Source organism: Xenophilus arseniciresistens, assembly GCF_028023875.1.
GTDB classification, from domain to species: domain Bacteria; phylum Pseudomonadota; class Gammaproteobacteria; order Burkholderiales; family Burkholderiaceae_C; genus Xenophilus; species Xenophilus arseniciresistens.
On record NZ_JAQIPB010000003.1, the window covers coordinates 247,104 to 264,726 of the forward strand.

The following is a 17,623-nucleotide window of genomic DNA, read 5'->3' on the forward strand; positions in this document are numbered from 1 at the left end:
GGTGCCACGCCCGCGCCCGTCGATCAGGTCTGCGGCTGCGTGCCCATGGTGACCGCCGGCACGCCATTGCGCACCGTGGCCACCAGGCTGCGCGCCATCAGCGGCGCCGTGGGGGCCTGGCCGCCCACCAGCGGGTTGACCTGGCGGAACTCGCAGCGCAGCGCGGCTTCGGTCAGCGTGACCAGCGCATAGCCCTGCACGTCGGTCTGCGACAGCGCCAGCCAGGGGTTGCTGCGCAGGCCGGCCAGTTGCTGCGCCACCGGCAGCAGCTGGCCCACGAAGGCGGCATCGGTCTGCAGCGCGCCCAGCACTGCCGTGTGGGTGGCGTCCAGCTGCGCTTCGGGCACGCCCGCGCGCGCCAGGGCGCCCCGCAGCGGCACGCGGATCTGCTCCACCAGGTCTTGGGCCGTGGGGCTGGGCATGCCCAGCGTGTAGTCGAGCAGGTTCACGTTCACGCGCACGTCGCCGATGCCCGGCACGGGCAGCGTGAGCGGGTAGTACACCAGCGTGGACAGGCCCTCGGCCAGCCCGTCGGCGGCCGACGAGAGGTAGTTGAAGAACGAATCCGAGCTGACGCCCGCGGTCACCAGATCGACCATCACCGGCGTGCCGCCGCCTTCGGCGTCGAAGTCGTCATGCACCGCACCCGCGAAGAAGGCGTGGATGTCGCCCGTGAGCGCCACCACGTTGCGCACGCCGCGGTCGCGCAGGTGGGCCAGCAGCTCGCGGCGCTCGGCGCCGTAGCCGTCCCACTGGTCGCAGTTGATGAGGAACTTCGTGAAGTACGGCGCCAGCGCATCGGCCAGGCCCGCCGCAATCACGAATGGCGAAGCCGCCTTGTTGGCGATCACGTCGCCCTTGACGTAGCCGAAGGCGATGACCTGCGCGCCCGCCGTGGCCTGGGCCGCGGCGCCGCCTTGCTGTTGTTGTTGCGCCTGCGCCGCCTGCATGGCGGCCTGGGCCAGCCCGGCCTGCGTGGCCGTGAGCCCGGCCAGCACGCCGGCCTGCACGCCCCCGGTCTTGATGGCCGTGGCGCCGAGGAAGGCCACCTGCTGGCTGGCGCCCGCCACCACGGCGGCCACCACGCCCGCGGCCAGCGGCACGTCGCCCGCGGTGTTGGCGGCCGTCTGCCCGATCTGCGTGGCCAGCGTGGCGATGGACTGCAGCGCCACCAGCGTGCCGATGGCCTGCGTGCCATCCAGCCCCATGCGCAGCAGCGAGACCTCGTTGCCCCACAGCTTCCAGGTCGCGTCGGAGGCGGCCATGGTGTTCTTCCACCAGCTGCGCTGCGCGGTGCCCAGCATCGACACGTTGGCCAGCGCATCACCCGTGGGCTGCGCGGCGCGGGTGGCGGCGATCTTCTGCGCTTCCAGCGCGCTGATCAGCGGCTGCGGCACCATGTAGCGCGCGCCGATGGAACCCAGCGCCGCGCCCGAGGCAGGGTTGGGCATGGCTTCGGGCACGACGTGGTCGCTGCGGTACAGGCGCTCGTCGGTCATCACCAGATGCGCCAGGCGGCCAAAGCGCAGGTCGCGGTAGATCTGCACGCTGTCGATGCCCGTGGTCTCGGCGTCGAAGGCGATGTCGGCCAGCATGAACTCGAACCACGCCTGGTTGGCGCTGCGGCGGCGCGCGCGCTGGCGGTTGTTGTCGCCGCCGCCCGTGCTGGCGTTGAAGCTGCCGTTGCTGTACGTTTCCGCGTCCTGCCAGGCGTCGTCGCTGAACTCGTGGTCGTCCCACACGGCCACGAAGGCGAAGCGCTCGTGCACGGCCTGCAGGCGCGCGTCACTGCGGTAGTGCTTGTAGAGGTAGCGGTAGTCGGCCAAGGTGGTGGCGTAGCGGCCGCTGCCTTCGGCACCCTCTTTGCTTGCGCCGTCGGGCAGCGCGAGCAGGCCGTGGCGCGTTTCCACCGCGCCGGTCTGGAAGGCCTCGCCCACCGTCTCGTAGATGTAGTCGCCCAGGTGGACGACGAAGTCCAGCTCCTGCGTGGCCAGGTCGCTGAACGCGCCCCAGTGGTTGATGCTCCAGTCCTGGCACGACAGGAAGGCGAACTTGAGCTGCGGCACGGCCGCATCGGCCGCCGCTGCGGTGCGAAAGCGCCCCACGCGCGAGCGCACGTCGCCCGCGATGAACTGGTAGTAGTAGGTGCGGCCGGCTTCCAGGCCCGTGACGCGGTGGCGCACCGTGTGGTCCCACTGCGCCTGTACCGGCACGGCCACATCCAGCACCAGCGTGCCCGCCAGCGCCGCGCTGCCGCCCAGCGCGGGCGCGTTGTCGGCGGCCGTCACCTGCAGGCGGATCGAGAAATCGGCCGTCAGGCTGGCAACGGTGTCCACGTCATGCGCATCGGCCGGCACCGCGCGCGTCCACAGCAGGATCGAGCCGGCCTTGGGGTCACCACTCGCGACGCTCTGCGGAAATTTCCAGTTCGAGCCCGTAGCCGGCGGCACGGAGGGATCGCCACCGCCGTTGTTGTTGTCACCCGGGTCCGAGCCGCCCGGGGTGGGGACGATGGGCAAGAACGGCGGGCTGCCGCCCCCGCCACCGCAGGCCGTGAGCACGGCCGAAGTCGTGATGAACCCGCCCCATCGCAGGAAATGTCTTCTGTCCACGCTGTCTGCTCCAGTTGCAGGAGAAAAAAGAAAGGGCCGCGGGCATCCATCCAGGAAGGCCGGCGGCCCAGCGGGCGCAGCGTAGGCAGGGGGCGTGGCACGGGCATGACATGGCACTGCGCCGGCCCAAGGCGCGGCGGTCACATCACCGCCGCCGCCGCATCACGCAAGTGCCCGCTCACCTATCAAAAACCATTGGACACAGATGTGTAACTGCACCTTACATTGAAGGCCGCAGCAAGAAGAGGAGAAAGACGGATGGGTTGGGGACTACTGCGAAGAAAAGGGGCGGCCGAGGCGGCCGCCCCTGCTGGCAAGGAGCGCGCGCCGAAGGTGGGGCCCACCCTGTTGGCCCGCGCCGCCACCGCCGTGCCGGCACGGGCGGCTGCGCCCCCCGTGGCCGTGCCCGCGCCACCGGTGCCCGAGACGCACTGGAACGCCAAGGTGTTCGACCACATCGAGTGGCGCCGCTTCGAGGCTGTGTGCGAAGCCCTCTTTGCCCAAAGCGGCATGCGCGCCGAAACCCAGTCACACGGCGCAGACGGCGGCGTCGATATCTGGCTGTGGAGCCAATACAGCGACAAGCCCGTGATCGTGCAGTGCAAGCACTGGAAAAAGCGCGTGGTGGGGGTGAAGGAGCTGCGCGAGTTTTATGGGGTGCTGAAGTCGCATGACCTGACATATGGGACGTTTGCGACGAGTTCGACCTTTTCGCAGGACGCGCTTGAATTTGCGAGGGCCAACCGGATCAATGCGCAGGATCGTGGGGGGCTACTCAGGCTCATCGCTGGGCGCACAAACGAGCAACAAACTGCTCTTCTGCAAACGGCATATGCCGACGAGTACTGGAAGCCCACTTACGTGAACTGCGGGATCAAGATGATCGAGCGACAAAAAAAGGAAGACCTATCTTGGTTGTGGGGATGCCCGAACTTTGGGAGAACACGTTGCCGCAGCATGATGAAGGCAACTCAATGACTGGTGGTCAACCGCTCGAGAGCGACGAAGGCAACCGCCGCCTCACAGAATTGGACTCTTATGCAAATCCGAGGTGTCATCAATGCCTCAAGGCACCGCCCACGTTATGCGCATTGCCCGGCACCATACACGCTCACCGCCGGACCCAATCGCGACCGTAGTCGGTGCTGACCACGATAGACGAAAACTCAACTGGAGCGAATATGGAATATCTTAGTGAAATCGTTTCATTTCTTGCCGGCGCTTTCGCGGGCGGCATTGCTACGAAAATTTTCATTGATCGGTCAAATCACAATTCCACAGTCCAAAAATCAAACGTGGCCGGAGGAAACATTGTTGGTAGAGACTCGACAAGCAAATAAGTAAAACAATGTTCCCGCAAACTAGGCAAGAAGGAAACGTTGCGGGCGGACACATTGCGGGTCGTGATGTAAATATCACCACCCACACCGCTCCCCACAACTATATTGACCAACTCTATGAATCATTAAAGCATGAGGTTAACAATTCAACACCGCAAGAGTTCATTGAGCAATTGCAACACTTCATGGCCTCGCCCCCATCTCAACTCTCGAGGAGCCTTGCCGATAAGTTGAGCGACACCAATCGGCAAGATATTGTTGAAACCGCTGAATTAGCTAAGGAGCGAGCAGCAAAGAAGATCATGAGGTTCCAGACTTCTTCGGCTGCTCAAGAGATTTTTGCTCACATCTTGGGCGAGCTACATACAAAATACGTGCAGCACGTTAGGCCCTTGATTGAAGCCGAGGCCACTCGCCTCGAGATCGATGCAGCTTTTGAAGAAAAGGTCGTGGCCCCGGTTGCTCAAAGTATGAGGCCAAGCACTCTCGGACTATCCGCAGATGTTGTGCACGCCTTTCTATTTTTTTTGGCAGGAAGCTGTCACGTTCGCTGGGACTAGTATGCTTATCTACCATCCTGCATACGACGCTTACCATTGTCTTGTCCGATTTTGCGCCATATTAAAGTCGGTTTCAAAACTGGAGTACGAGCGACTGAGAATTTTGGACTACTGCCTTTGCTTCCCTAGCATTGTGGGCAGCTTTAGGCTTCCTAAAAATGCAACAAAGCTGCGTGCCGAGAGTCAATCTTTGAGCAACCCATATCGCACACCAATCGGACTAAAAAAAGTTTTCGAGGATATTCAAAAAATCCAAGATCCTGCATTGGCCTGCTTGAAGACAATTAATGTTATACGCATCGATGCAAATAATTTTTTGACATTAGCTGCGGCTAACATTCCCAGCGAAATAAACGCGCGTTGCGTTCAAATTAGAGAAGAGGAAAAGTTCTTCTTTGAACAATGCCTACCTTCTTTCCTTTCAATTCATTTAAATGGTGAAGATGGATTGAAGGATAGATCAGGATTGATGGAGTACCGCTACGATGCTGCTTGAGCCGACATTACGTGTAAGCGCGATGCGCATTCATCGCGACCGAAATATAGTTTACGAAGCCAATTTCCATAGCGGAGTGAATATTGTTCGGGGGCAAAACTCCACAGGAAAATCTACGATCTTGGATTTTATTTTCTACGGCCTTGGCGGAGAAGATGTGCCGTGGAAGAATGAAGCGCTACTGTGCGATCACGTCACCCTCGAGGTTTTCCTTAACGGCATACCCATATCTCTTCGACGTCAAGTCAATGATTCGATCAGAAATCCCATGTCTATATTCTGGGGGCCTCTAAATGAAGCTTTTAAGTCCAGTGTATCTGATTGGGAAACCTATCCTTATCAAAGATCTACCTCAAAAGAGAGCTTCTCACAGGTTCTATTTCGATCACTTGGCCTTCCTGAGCTTCGTGGAGAAGGAGCAGCCAATATCACGATGCATCAACTTTTGCGCTTGATGTACTCAGATCAGCGGACACCACACGATGAAATTTTCAGAGCAGAGGCATTCGAATCAGATTTAAATCGAGAAACAATCGGCAACTATTTGTGTGGAGTGTATAGCGCCGACCTCTATGAAGCTCAAATTGAGTTAAAACAAGTTGAATCTGATCTCACTAGAGCCGTTTCCGATCTTAGAAACATCTTTGCCGTACTTGGAAAATCAGGCCAAGGTGGTGCAACAACACTTGAATTTCTACAAGCCGAAGCAGCAGCGGTGAATGAAGAAATGGCAGTAAATGAGAGCCACCTACAAGAACTTAGAAAATCAAATACGGTTGATCAGAAGGCGCCGGCTGCTCAGCGGCTAGCCAAACTTCGGAAAGAACTAAACGATGCACAACAGAATTTTTCAAAGGCGCAATCTAGACTTGCTGAGTTAGAGCTTGAGGACAAGGACTCCGAATTATTTTTAAGAGAAATAGATCGACGACTTGTTGCTTTGGATGACTCGCAGAAAGCACGCTCCTATCTGGGCTCGCTTCGTTTTCAGTTCTGCCCTTGCTGTTTGAGCGCTACCTCTACCCCAAGCGATGGCAAGTCATGCCATCTGTGCAGAAATGATCTTTCTGAGGCACCAGGTGATGCGCAAATATTGCGAATGAAGAACGAACTAGAAATACAGAAACGTGAATCCACTGCGCTAATGAAATCCAGAGTCAACGCAATCAATGAGAATCGACAAAATTTAGAGTCGTTCAAGATAAATCTTAAGAATCTCGAACGGGAGTTTTTCAAGTCCGGGCAGACTTGGAGCACTCCTCACGAAATTGAGATCGAGACTACTTCACGCAAGCTAGGTGAACTCAGTCAACGGTTGAAGCAAATTTCTGAGTACTTAAAGCTTGCCAATGTTCTCAACGAATTGCAGCAAAAGAGAGGATCGCTCGAGCACAAGCGCTCTACGCTACAAGAGAAAATTGAATTGCTGCTTTCTGAAAATGAAGATGTTAAAAAGAATGCAAAGCATGCAATCGCTGAGGAATTGCTGTACTTGCTGAAGAATGAACTGCCTCGCCAAGATGAGTTCATTTCGGCAACTGCTGTTGATTGGAGTTTTGGAAAGAATCGTGTTGCAGTCAACGGAGCCACGCAGTTTTCCGAAAGCTCCATGGTGATTTTGAGACATTCTTTCCACGTCGCTCTGTTAATAGCAAGTGCGAAAGAAAAGTTCTTCAGATTTCCTCGATTCCTTATGATCGACGGCATTGAAGATGGCGGACAAGAGCAACAAAGAGCGTTCAAATTTCAGAAACTAATTGTTGACCGTTGCGAGTCGCTCGAAAATGAATACCAGATTATTTACGCGACCTCTGAAATAGAACCGTCTTTGAACACAGACGATTACACCGTAGGGAAATCATCTACTACAGACGACAAAACGCTGTCCATCATTTGATGATCTATTCTTTGAATAAATCAAATTTAAGCTAGCGGGAGAGGCGGAAAGCAGCCGGAGTCGAACCGACCAGGAAGCGGCTGGCGCCCCCTACCGGGTTTGAAGCCCGGGCGCACCACCGGGTGCGTTTGCCTTCCTTGGGCAGCAGGCGCTTGAGTAGGGTTTGAGCCCCGGCCTGTGCGATGCGTGTGTGGCGGGGCTTGCGGGCCGGCCACAACTGTCAAAAAGTCTGGGGGATTCTAGGGTTGGGTTGTTGGGAGCTGGGGGGAGAGCCCTCACCCCTGCCCTCTCCCAGGGGGAGAGGGAGGAAGACCGGGGAAGGGAGGAAGACCGTCAGGGGCGCAGGCGGAAGCTGGCGTCTTTGAAGGTGCCGCTGATGACGCAGGCCATGCCGCTGCCGGCGGGGGTGGCGTCGAAGCGGTAGCTGCCGCTGGCGATGGCCACGCCGCCGTTACTGCCGCCGCCGCCTTCGTCTTCGTCGTCGCGCGCCACCACGCGCACTTCGGTGATCTGCAGTTCGCCTTCGCCGCCCTTCCACATCACGCCGTTGTCGCCAAAGACGGTGGCCATGCCGGTGCGCAGTTCCGGGCCGGGCGCAGCGGCGGCCGCGGCGCCGGCGCCCAGTTCGGCGCGGCGCAGGGCGCTGGGGTCGGCGCTTTCTTCGGCACGCTTGAACAAATCATTGGCGCGCAGCGGAAAGCGGCCCACCAGCTTCGGCGCGCCGTCGGCCTGCAGCAGGCCGGGTTCGCCCTGCAGGTTGAACTGCACGTTCAGTTCGTCGATGGGCTGGTCGGGCTGGGTGGGTGCCTGGCGCGGGATGCTCAGGGCGATGGTCAGTTCGCGCTGGCCGGGCAACTGGCCGGTGTAGAGCGCGTCCCAGTAGTCGGATTTCTGTTCCCAGCTCACGGCGCGGCCGCACAGGTCGGCGTGGAACTGCGAGGTGGGCGGGCGCGGGCTGCAGGCGCCCAGCAGCAACACGGCCGCGCCCAGCAATGCCGCAGACCAGGAAGCGGCTGGGAAGGAAGAAGAGGAAGAGACTGAAGTCGAAAAAGTGGAAGGGCAGGCTCGTCGGGCCGTGCATGGCTGCATCAGAAGGTGACTCCTTGGTTCATGATGAAGAAGGGGCTGCGGGGGTGCCGGCAGCATTGGCGGTGGAAGCATCGCCAGAGCCGGTGACGGGGCCTTCGGCACTCCAGTGCGTGTGAGGGCGCACGAGGTGGGCGTCGCCCACGCGGCGGGTGTAGCCCACGCGGTCGAAGAATTCGAGGATCTGGATCGCGCGCTTGCGGCCCAGTTCGGTGGCGTCGCGGAACAGGCGCGCCTCCACGGCGCCCGGCGGCAGGGCGCCGCGGCGCGCAGGCATGCGGGTGGCGGCTTGCTGGTCGACGTGTGCCTGCGCCGCCAGCCGGGCCACGGCGGCGGCCAGTTGGGCGATGCGCTCTGCGGGGTAGAACAGGTCTTTGACCACCTGGTAGAGCTGGCCGGTGCGCGCCAGCTTGCGCAGCAGTTCGCGCACGGCGTCTTCGCGCGTGGCGCTGGCCTTGGCCAGGTCGCGCACCCATGGCGGGTCGTTGCCGCCTTCGGCCAGCAGGGGCAGCAGGCGGTCGGCCAGCGCGCGTTCGGCCTCGTTCAGGCTGACGCTGTGGCCGGGCAGATGCAGCCAGTGGCCGGTGCGCGCAATGGCACCCTCTTCCACCAGTTGCGCCAGCCAGGCGGCCCAGCCGGGCAGGCCGGCCTGGGCGCTCAGGCGCGATGAAGAAGAAGCTGATGACGAACCTGGCGCCCACTGCAGCGCGGCCGCGCTCGAGGGAAAGGCCATGCGCTGCAGCCGCGCGCTGTTGAGGCCGGGCTCGTCGGGCGCGCGCGCATGGTGGCGCTCCAGCGCGCCCAGCACGCGCTCGCGCACCTGGGCCCATGCGGCCGGCGAAAGCCAGAGCAGATCGGCGCTGCCGCCGATGTCTGCGGTGGATGCAGTACCGCCGACGATGCCAGGCTGGCCCAGCGCAAACACGGGCACTTCAGCACCGGCCCAGTCGGGCGCGGGCAGGCGCCCCAGCAGCCGCGCCAAGCCGCTGCGCGTGAGGCCCGCGGGCGCCGCATCGAGCAGCGCGCGCAGGGCGTCGTCATCGGTGCGGCCGTGCTCGCCCGCGTTCACCACCAGCGCATCCATGGCGGCCAGCCACTGCATGCGCTCGGCGCTGCGGCGGCGGCGCTCGGGCGCCTGCGCATCGAGCACCACGCCACCGCCCACGGTGCGCGTGCCCTGGGCGTTGCGCAAAATGAGCCGGTCGCCGGGCACCACGAACATGGGCACACCGGCATCCAGCACCAGTTGCACCCACGCTTCGGTGCCGGGCGCCATGCTGTCGCCCTGCAGCGTCACGGCATGGGCCTGGCGGTGCGCGGCGCCCAGGTGCACGTGCAGCGGCGTCCAGGCCGTGAGCGCGGGGGCGTCTGGCAGCAGGCGCAGGCGGATGTCGATGCGCGTGGCGCTCTGCAGCACGCGCGCGTCGGCGATCCAGTCGCCGCGCGCGATGGCCTCTTTGCTCAGGCCCGTGAGGTTGAGCGCCACGCGCTGGCCCGCGCTGCCCTGCTCGGCCGCGCGGTTTTGCGCATGCAGGCTGCGCACGCGCACGGTCTGGCCGCTGGCCGAATGGGTCAAAGCCTCGCCCACGCGCACCTGGCCGCCAAAGACGGTGCCGGTGACGACGGTGCCATGGCCGGCCAGGGTGAACACGCGGTCCACGGCCAGGCGGAACAGCCCATCGCGGCGGCGTGCGTGTTGCTGGCGGGCCAGGGCGAAGAGGTGGTTGCGCAGGGCTTGCACGCCTTGCTGCGAAGCGTCATCGGCGTGCTGCCCCTCTCCCAGCCTCTCCCCAGGGGGGAGAGGAGCAAAGCCGGGGGCGATGGCGGTTTCGAAGATGGGCGCGCCCGCCAGCGGCGTGCCGACCAGCAGCGCGGCCACTTCGGCCTTCACGGCGGCGATGCGCGCGGCGTCGGCGCGGTCGCACTTGGTGAGCACCAAGGTGCCCTGGCGGATGCCGAAGAGCAGCGCAATGGCCAGGTGCTCGCGCGTCTGCGGCATCACGCCGTCGTCGGCGGCCACCACCAGCAGCGCGTGGTCGATGCCCGAGGCACCGGCGGCCATGGTGTGGACGAACTTCTCGTGGCCCGGCACGTCGATGATGCCCAGCACCTGCTGCGCCGCGTCGGCGTCATCGCCTGCGGCGGGCGCGCCCGGTTGCGGCGGCACGGGCATGTAGGCATAGCCCAATTCGATGGAGATGCCGCGCGCCTTTTCTTCCTTGAGCCGGTCGGTGTCCACGCCCGAGAGCGCGCGCACCAGCGTGGTCTTGCCGTGGTCGATGTGGCCGGCGGTGCCGAGGATCATGCGGGGCGGGCCTGCAGCGCGCGTTGCAGCGCGGGCAGCTGCGCTTCAAAAACGACCTGCTCCGCGGCCTCCAGGCAGCGCAGATCCAGCCACAGCGCCTGCTCGGCCACACGGCCGATCACGGGGCGCGGCAGGCCGCGCAAGGCTTCTTCGAGCCGCGCGAGCTGGCGGCCCGATTGGCGCGCGCCGGCCGGGCGCAGCCGCAGGCCGGCGCTGGGCAGCACGTCCACCGGCAGGGCGCCGCTGCCGATCTGGCTGCTCATGCCGGCCACTTCCACGGTGTATGCGTCGCCCACGGCAGTCTGCAGCGGCGCCAGCAGCGCCTGGGCCTGCTGCCGCATGGCCGCCTGCGGGCGTGTGAACAGGCGCAGCGTGGTCAATCGCGCGGCCAGGTGCTCGGGCTGCAGGTACAGGCGCAGCACCGGTTCCAGCGCGGCCAGGGTGAGCTTGCCCACGCGCAGCGCGCGCTTGAGCGGGTTCTTCTTGATGGTGGCGATGAGTTCCTTGCGGCCGACGATGAGGCCGGCCTGCGGGCCGCCCAGCAGCTTGTCGCCGCTGAAGCTGACCACGTCGGCGCCCGCGTTGACGATGTCGCGCACGGTGGGCTCGCGCGGCAGGCCCCATTGCGCCATGTCCACCAGGGTGCCGCTGCCCAGGTCCACGGCCAGCGGCAGGCTGCGCGCATGGGCGATGGCGGCCACCTCGGATTCGCTCACGCTCTTGGTGAAGCCGCTCACGGCGTAGTTGCTGGTGTGCACCTTCATCAGCAGCGCCGTGTGCTCGCCGATGGCCTGGGCGTAGTCCTTGGTGTGGGTGCGGTTGGTGGTGCCCACCTCGACCAGCCGCGCGCCCGCGCGGGCCATGATGTCGGGGATGCGGAAGGCGCCGCCGATCTCCACCAGCTCCCCCCGCGAGACGATGACTTCGCGCCCCTGCCCCAGCGTGTTGAGCATCAGCAGCACGGCGGCGGCGTTGTTGTTGACCACGGTGGCGGCTTGCGCGCCGGTCAGCTCGCACAGCAGGTCTTCGACCAGGCCGTCGCGGTCGCCACGGCCGCCGCTGGCCAGGTCGAATTCGAGGTTGGCCGGCGCGGTGAGCGCGCGCATGACGGACTGCACGGCTTCGTCGGGCAGCAGCGCGCGGCCCAGGTTGGTGTGCAGCACGGTGCCCGTAAGGTTAAACACGCTGCGCAGGCGCGGCGCAAAGCGGGCCTGCAGGCGCTGTTCGCAGGCCGCATGCAGGGCGCTGTCTTCGATGGCCGCAGCGCCAAGCGTGCCGGCCAGGGCCTGGGGGCGCAGCGCGTCGAACTCGCCGCGCAAGGCATCTGCCAATGCGCTGTGGCCGTACTGCGCGGCCAGGGCGCGCATGGCGTCGGTGGCCAGCGCGCGGTCCACCGAAGGCAGGCGCAGCGGCACTGAATCGCTCATACCGCCAGCGGCTTTTCAATCACCAGCAGCGGATTGCCGCTGGCGCGCGAGAACTCGGTCTCACCCATCAGCAGATCGAGCGTGAGGCTGGCCAGGTCATCGGCCAGGGGCTCGGCGTAGGGGTCCTTTTCCTGGCTCACGATCTTGCGGTAGGTGTGGCATTCGGTGCAGGTCTCGGCCTGCACCACTTCGCCGATCTTGCCCTGCGCGTCTTCGGCGCCCTGGTAGCGCACGCCGCGGGTCGATTCGCAGTGGCTGCACTTGACGCGCACCATGTGCCATTCGGTGGCGCACAGGCCGCAGTGCAGGTAGCGATGACCGGCGATGTTGCCGCCGATGCGCACCACGCTGGCCACGGGCGCGCTGCCGCACACGGGGCAGATGGTGGCGGGCTCGGTGTAGGGCGCCTGGTGCGCGCCCACGGCCGCGGCGCGCTGCACAAACACGACCTGCAGCGCGGCCATGAGCAGCGGGGCGGTGGCGATGTCTTCGCGCGCCACGTTCTCGGCCAGCACCTGGCGGGCCAGCGAATTGAGCGCGGTATCGTCGCGCGCGGCCAGTTGGGCCATCACGGGCGCCAGCGGCGCGGGCACGGCGGCATCGGCGCCCAGCAGGGCCAGCAACTCGCGCAGCGTCTGCTGCCAGCCTTCAGGCAGCGGCTCTGAAGCCGGCAGCAGCGGCATGCCGCTGGCGCCTGCGCGCTGCACCGCTTCTTCACTGGGTGCGTCCGCAGCCGGTGCCTTCAGGGCGAGCTGGTGCTGGGCCTGCACCACGCGCGCCGCAAAGCGCAGGTAGTCGGCGATGGGGCTGTCCTGGGCCAGTTGCGCCAGGCGCGCGGCACGTTCCTGGAACAGCGTGGCTGGCTGGGGCAGGCGCACGCGCGGGAAGCTCACGCGGTCTAGGGCTTCGATGTCACCGGGCTGGAGGATGCGTTGCACGGGTCGGCCTGAATGAAGAAGGAAAACAGGAAGAGGAAGGCAGGAAGCAAAGCGCCGGGCGAACCCGGCGCTTGCGCCTCAGTCTATGCCAGCGCTTTCGCAGGCGGCTCGCGCGCGCCTGCTGCGCTTGCTGCTCATGCCGGCGGTGCCTGCGTGTCGCGGCTGACGTCCCTGCCGCCGCGGCGCTCACGCGCAAGTTGCTCTTCACGCGCCACCACCTCGCTGTACCAGGCTGCGTGGTGCTTGCGCGCCCAGGCGTAGCTCACGGTGCCGCGCGTCATGGCCTGCACGGCGCCCTTGATCCACAGCGCGGCATAGATGTGCACGATGATCGAGCAGATGATCACGAAGCCGAAGAAGGCATGCAGCAGCGAGGCGATGCGGATCACGCCGATGGGGAACAGGTGGCTGAAGTAGGCGCGCCACATGACCAGCCCGGTGAGCAGCAGCCCCAGCATGGAGAGCACCAGCACCCAGAACAGCAGCTTCTGGCCCGCGTTGTAGCGGCCCACGGGCGGCAGGCGTTCTTCGCGGTTGTTCACCACGTCGCCCATCTGCTTCATCCATTGGCGGTCGCGCGGCTCAAGGATGTTGTGGCGCCAGAAGCGGATGACCAGGAACATGAAGGACAGGAACATCACGATCCCGATGAAGGGATGCAGGATGCGCGTCCAGGGGCCGCCGCCGAAAAGGTGGGTGAGCCAGAACATCGAGGGATGGAACAGCGCCAGCCCCGACAGCGCCAGCAGCACGAAGGTGATGGCGGTCACCCAGTGGTGGCTGCGCTCGTTGGGGGTGTAGCGCTCGATCACGGGCCGCTCGTGCGCGACGGAAAAGTCCTTCGCGGTGGGGCGTTCAGGCTTGCTGCTCATGGCGCACCTCCGGGCGATGGTCGGCACTGGGCGGCACGCCGGCGGCCTCGCGGCGCGCCAGGGCCTGGGCGTCGGCATCGGCTTCCTCTTCGCCGGTGGTTTCGTTGGGGCCCACGCGCGTGTAGTGGAAGAAGCCGGCAATCGCCGTGAGCGCGATGCCCGCCAGCGCCAGCGGCTTGGCCATGCCCTTCCACACGGCCACCATGGAGCTGATCTTCGGCTCCTTGGGCAGGCCCGAGTACAGCGCCGGCTTGTCGGCATGGTGCAGCACGTACATGACGTGCGTGCCGCCCACGCCGGCCGGGTCGTACAGGCCCGCGTTCTGGAAGCCGCGCTCCTTCAGGTCGGCGATGCGGTCGGCGGCCTGGTCCTTCATCGCCTTCTTGGTGCCGAACATGATGGCGCCGGTGGGGCAGGTGGTGACGCAGGCGGGCTCGCGGCCCACGGCCACGCGGTCGGAACACAGCGTGCACTTGTAGGCCTTCTTGTCCTTCTGCGAGATGCGCGGCACGTCGAAGGGGCAGCCGGTCACGCAGTAGCCGCAGCCGATGCAGTGCTCCTCGTGGAAGTCCACGATGCCGTTGCTGTACTGCACGATGGCGCCCGGCGAAGGGCAGGCCTTGAGGCAGCCCGGGTCTTCACAGTGCATGCAGCCGTCCTTGCGGATCAGCCATTCAAGGTTGCCCGATTCCTCGTTCTCGTATTCGGTGAACTTCATCACCGTCCACGCGTTCTCGGTCAGGTCCGCCGGGTTGTCGTACACGCCCACCGTGTGGCCGGGCTCCTGGCGCAGGTCGTTCCACTCCATGCAGGCGGTCTGGCAGGCCTTGCAGCCGATGCACTTGGACACGTCGATGAGCTTGGCCACCTCGCCCGAGTGGGGCTCTCGCGCCTGCGGCGAGGGCGTGGTGGTGGCGGAACGGCGCTTGATATCGAGGGATTGCAAAGACATCGTGCGCCCCTTTAAAGCTTCTCGACTTTCACTAGGAAAGTCTTGAATTCGGGGGTGTTGGTGTTGCCATCCCCCACGAACGGCGTCAGTGTGTTGGCCAGGAAGCCGGGCTTGGTCAGCCCCTTGAAGCCCCAGTGGATCGGGATGCCCACGTGGTGCACGTTTTTGCCTTCGATGCTCATCGCCTTGATGCGCTTGGTCACCACCGCCACGGCCTTGATGAAGCCGCGCTTGGAGCTGACCTTCACGCGGTCGCCGGCCACGATGCCCAGCTCCTTGGCCAGGCCCTCGCCGATCTCGACGAACTGCTCGGGCTGCGTGATGGCGTTGACCAGCGAGTGCTTGGTCCAGTAGTGGAAGTGCTCGGTCAGGCGGTAGGTGGTGCCTACGTGCGGGAACTCCGCGGCCTTGCCGAAGGTGGGCCAGATGTCCTTGAACACGCGGGCCGCCGGCGAATGGGTGGCCTTGGCGTTCTTGGGATACACCGGGTTGAAGCCCAGCGGCGTGTCGAAGGGCTCGTAGTGCGTGGGGAAAGGCCCTTCGTTGAGCCCCTTGCGCGCGAAGAAGCGGGCCACGCCCTCGGGGTTCATGATGAAGGGGCCGTTGCCGGTTTCGGGCGCGATGGCGGCGCCCGTGTCGGGCACGTCGGCGCCCGTCCAGGCGCGGCCGTTCCACTCGACCAGCTTGCGGTGCGGGTTGAAGGCCTTGCCCTTCAGGTCTGCCGAGGCGCGGTTGTAGAGCACGCGCCGGTTGGCCGGCCAGGCCCAGGCCCAGTTCAGCGTGTTGCCGATGCCCGTGGGGTCGGCGTTGTCGCGCCGGCCCATCTGGTTGCCGGCCTGCGTCCAGGCGCCGGCATAGATCCAGCAGCCCGAGGCCGTGCTGCCGTCGTCGCGCAGCTCGCCAAAGCCCGAAACCTGCTGGCCCGCGGGGCGCAGCACCTTGGTCGCATCGTTGGGGTCGAGCAGGTCCGTCAGCGCCTTGCCGTTGTACTCCTTGGCCAGCTCCTCGGAGCTGGGGTGCGCGGGGTGCGCGTACTTCCAGTCCAGGTTGAGGATGGGGTCGGGGAAGGCTCCACCGTCCTTCTGGTACAGGGCCTTCAGGCGCAGGTGCAGCTGCGACATGATGGCCACGTCGGTCCTGGCCTCGCCCGGGGGCTCGGCCGCCTTCCAGTGCCACTGCAGCACGCGCGAGGAGCTGACCACGGCGCCTTCCTCCTCCGCGAAGCAGGTGGTGGGCAGGCGGAACACCTCGGTCTTCACCGAGGCCGTGTCGATGTCGTTGAACTCGCCGAAGTTCTTCCAGAACTCCGAGGTCTCGGTGGCCAGCGGGTCCATGATGACCAGGAACTTGAGCTTGGCCAGGCCGTCGCGCACGCGGGTGCTGTTGGACAGCGCCGCGACGGGGTTGAAGCCCTGCGCGATGTAGCCGTTGACCTTGCCCTCGTTCATGAGCTGGGCGTACTGCAGCATGTCGTACTGCTTGTCCAGCTTGGGCAGGTAGTCGTAGGCCCAGTTGTTCTCGGCCGTGGCCGCAGCGCCGAACCAGGACTTCATGAGGCTGACGTGGAACTTGGGGTAGTTCTGCCAGTAGCTCATCTGGTTGGCGCGCAGCGGCTTTTGCGTGCGCGAGGCGATGTAGCCGGCGTAGTCCTGCTCGGTCTCATTGGGCAGGGTGAGGTAGCCCGGCAGGCTGGCCGACAGCAGGCCCAGGTCGGTCAGGCCCTGGATGTTGGAGTGGCCGCGCAGCGCGTTCATGCCGCCGCCGGCCACGCCGATGTTGCCGCACAGCAGTTGCACCATGGCGGCGCAGCGCAGGATCTGCGAGCCGATGGAGTGCTGCGTCCAGCCCAGCGCGTACATGATGGTCGCGGCCCGGCCCGGCACGGCCGTGGACGCGAACTTCTCGCACACATGCAGGAATTTGGCCTTGGGTGTGCCGCAGGCGCTTTCGACCTTCTCGGGCGTGTAGGAGGCGTAGTGCTGCTTGAGCAACTGGTAGACGCAGCGCGGGTGCTGCAGCGTCGGGTCGGTCTTCACATAGCCGTCTTCACCGAGTTCGTAGTCCCAGCTCTTCTTGTCGTAGCTGCGCTTTTCCTCGTTGTAGCCCGAGAAGATGCCGTCGACGAACTGGTAGTCGTCGCGGACGATGAAGCTGAAGTCGGTGTAGTTGTGGACGTACTCGTGGTGGATCTTGTCGTTGCTCAGCAGGTAATTGATGATCCCGCCGAGGAAGACGATGTCCGAGCCCGAGCGGATGGGCGCGTAGAAGTCCGCCACCGAGGCCGAGCGGTTGAAGCGCGGGTCCACCACCATGAAGTGCGCCTTGTTGTGCGCCTTGGCTTCGGTGACCCACTTGAAGCCGCAGGGGTGGGCTTCGGCGGCATTGCCGCCCATGATCAAGATAACGTCCGCGTTCCTGATGTCGACCCAATGGTTCGTCATCGCTCCACGGCCAAACGTCGGGGCAAGACCTGCCACCGTCGGGCCATGTCAGACACGGGCCTGGTTGTCGAATGCGAGCAGGCCCCAGGAACGGGCGACCTTGTGGGTGATGTAGCCGGCTTCGTTGCTGGAGGCCGAGGCGGCCAGCATGCCGGTGGTGAGCCAGCGGTTGACCTTGAGCCCTTCCGGCGTGGCGGCCTGGAAGTTGGCGTCGCGGTCTGCCTTGAGCAGTTTGGCGATGCGGTCGAGCGCTTCGTCCCAGGACATGCGCTGCCACTCGCTGGAGCCGGGCGCGCGGTATTCGGGGTACAGCAGGCGGTTGGGGCTGTTGATGAAGTCCAGCAGGCCCGCGCCCTTGGGGCACAAGGTGCCGCGGTTGACGGGGTGGTCCGGATCACCCTCGATGTGGATCACCGACGACTTGGCGTTCTTGCCGCCCGTGCCCAGCGAATACATGAGGATGCCGCAGCCGACCGAACAGTAGGTGCAGGTCTGCCGCGTGACCGTGGCCGAAGCCAGCTTGAACTGACGCACTTCCGCGAGGACGGTGGCGGGCGAGAAGCCCATCAACGCCAGGCTCGAGCCTGCCAGCGTGGAGCCAGTCACTTTCATGAACTGGCGACGTGAGAGTTGCATCGTGGGTCCCTCTTGATGGGGTGGTCCGGTCATTCTAGGAACCGGTCCCGCCAAGAGAGCA

The 17,623-nt window shown here is 64.5% G+C and carries 12 protein-coding genes and 1 tRNA gene; 4 read left to right on the forward strand and 9 right to left on the reverse strand.

Annotation, left to right across the window (positions count from 1 at the left end):
• Positions 1-23: 23 nt before the first annotated feature.
• Positions 24-2,612, reverse strand: a complete 2,589-nt coding sequence (locus PGB34_RS09800; RefSeq protein ID WP_271427894.1) for an alkaline phosphatase D family protein — start codon at positions 2,610-2,612, stop codon at positions 24-26.
• 258 nt (positions 2,613-2,870) lie between these two features.
• On the opposite strand from PGB34_RS09800, the gene PGB34_RS09805 reads away from it, so the two are divergent.
• From PGB34_RS09805 to PGB34_RS09820, 4 genes are all read left to right on the forward strand, one after another.
• Complete coding sequence (locus PGB34_RS09805; protein WP_271427895.1) at positions 2,871-3,590, forward strand: restriction endonuclease; 720 nt, start codon at positions 2,871-2,873, stop codon at positions 3,588-3,590.
• A gap of 370 nt (positions 3,591-3,960) precedes the next feature.
• Positions 3,961-4,512, forward strand: a complete 552-nt coding sequence (locus PGB34_RS09810; protein WP_271427896.1) for an ABC-three component system protein — start codon at positions 3,961-3,963, stop codon at positions 4,510-4,512.
• Position 4,513: 1 nt separating this feature from the next.
• Positions 4,514-5,008, forward strand: a complete 495-nt coding sequence (locus PGB34_RS23075; RefSeq protein WP_333909027.1) for an ABC-three component system middle component 5 — start codon at positions 4,514-4,516, stop codon at positions 5,006-5,008.
• Positions 4,998-6,905 carry an AAA family ATPase gene (locus PGB34_RS09820; protein ID WP_271427898.1) on the forward strand — a complete coding sequence of 636 codons (1,908 nt, stop codon included), beginning with the start codon at positions 4,998-5,000 and terminating at the stop codon, positions 6,903-6,905. The genes PGB34_RS23075 and PGB34_RS09820 overlap by 11 nt, the downstream gene beginning before the upstream one ends.
• A 44-nt stretch (positions 6,906-6,949) precedes the next feature.
• Here the strand turns inward: PGB34_RS09820 and PGB34_RS09825 are convergent.
• From PGB34_RS09825 to fdnG, 8 genes are all read right to left on the reverse strand, one after another.
• A tRNA-Sec gene (locus PGB34_RS09825) sits at positions 6,950-7,042 on the reverse strand.
• 196 nt (positions 7,043-7,238) lie between these two features.
• Positions 7,239-7,898 carry a hypothetical protein gene (locus tag PGB34_RS09830; RefSeq protein WP_271427899.1) on the reverse strand — a complete coding sequence of 220 codons (660 nt, stop codon included), beginning with the start codon at positions 7,896-7,898 and terminating at the stop codon, positions 7,239-7,241.
• A 115-nt stretch (positions 7,899-8,013) separates the two neighbouring features.
• A complete protein-coding gene (gene selB / locus PGB34_RS09835) occupies positions 8,014-10,296 on the reverse strand; it encodes a selenocysteine-specific translation elongation factor (RefSeq protein WP_271427900.1) in 2,283 nt (760 codons plus the stop codon).
• Positions 10,293-11,723, reverse strand: a complete 1,431-nt coding sequence (gene selA, locus PGB34_RS09840; protein ID WP_271427901.1) for an L-seryl-tRNA(Sec) selenium transferase — start codon at positions 11,721-11,723, stop codon at positions 10,293-10,295. Before selA ends, selB begins: the two co-directional genes overlap by 4 nt.
• Positions 11,720-12,661 (reverse strand): formate dehydrogenase accessory protein FdhE, encoded by a 942-nt coding sequence (gene fdhE, locus PGB34_RS09845; protein ID WP_271427902.1) that lies wholly within the window; start codon positions 12,659-12,661, stop codon positions 11,720-11,722. The genes selA and fdhE overlap by 4 nt, the downstream gene beginning before the upstream one ends.
• A 134-nt stretch (positions 12,662-12,795) precedes the next feature.
• Complete coding sequence (locus PGB34_RS09850; protein ID WP_271427903.1) at positions 12,796-13,533, reverse strand: formate dehydrogenase subunit gamma; 738 nt, start codon at positions 13,531-13,533, stop codon at positions 12,796-12,798.
• The gene (gene fdxH, locus PGB34_RS09855) at positions 13,517-14,485 is read right to left on the reverse strand and encodes a formate dehydrogenase subunit beta (RefSeq protein WP_271427904.1); all 969 of its coding nucleotides are present in this window, start codon (positions 14,483-14,485) and stop codon (positions 13,517-13,519) included. Before fdxH ends, PGB34_RS09850 begins: the two co-directional genes overlap by 17 nt.
• A gap of 11 nt (positions 14,486-14,496) precedes the next feature.
• Positions 14,497-17,562 (reverse strand): formate dehydrogenase-N subunit alpha, encoded by a 3,066-nt coding sequence (fdnG, locus tag PGB34_RS09860; protein ID WP_271427905.1) that lies wholly within the window; start codon positions 17,560-17,562, stop codon positions 14,497-14,499.
• Between the last annotated feature and the right edge of the window lie 61 nt (positions 17,563-17,623).

Excerpts from the sequence above, each read along its gene's own strand:
- PGB34_RS09850 (WP_271427903.1), bottom strand. The coding sequence starts at position 13,533 with ATGAGCAGCAAGCCTGAACGCCCCACCGCGAAGGACTTTTCCGTCGCG.
- PGB34_RS09805 (WP_271427895.1), top strand. The coding sequence starts at position 2,871 with ATGGGTTGGGGACTACTGCGAAGAAAAGGGGCGGCCGAGGCGGCCGCC.
- selB (WP_271427900.1), bottom strand. The coding sequence starts at position 10,296 with ATGATCCTCGGCACCGCCGGCCACATCGACCACGGCAAGACCACGCTG.
- PGB34_RS09810 (WP_271427896.1), top strand. The coding sequence starts at position 3,961 with ATGTTCCCGCAAACTAGGCAAGAAGGAAACGTTGCGGGCGGACACATT.
- PGB34_RS23075 (WP_333909027.1), top strand. The coding sequence starts at position 4,514 with ATGCTTATCTACCATCCTGCATACGACGCTTACCATTGTCTTGTCCGA.
- selA (WP_271427901.1), bottom strand. The coding sequence starts at position 11,723 with ATGAGCGATTCAGTGCCGCTGCGCCTGCCTTCGGTGGACCGCGCGCTG.
- PGB34_RS09820 (WP_271427898.1), top strand. The coding sequence starts at position 4,998 with ATGCTGCTTGAGCCGACATTACGTGTAAGCGCGATGCGCATTCATCGC.
- fdxH (WP_271427904.1), bottom strand. The coding sequence starts at position 14,485 with ATGTCTTTGCAATCCCTCGATATCAAGCGCCGTTCCGCCACCACCACG.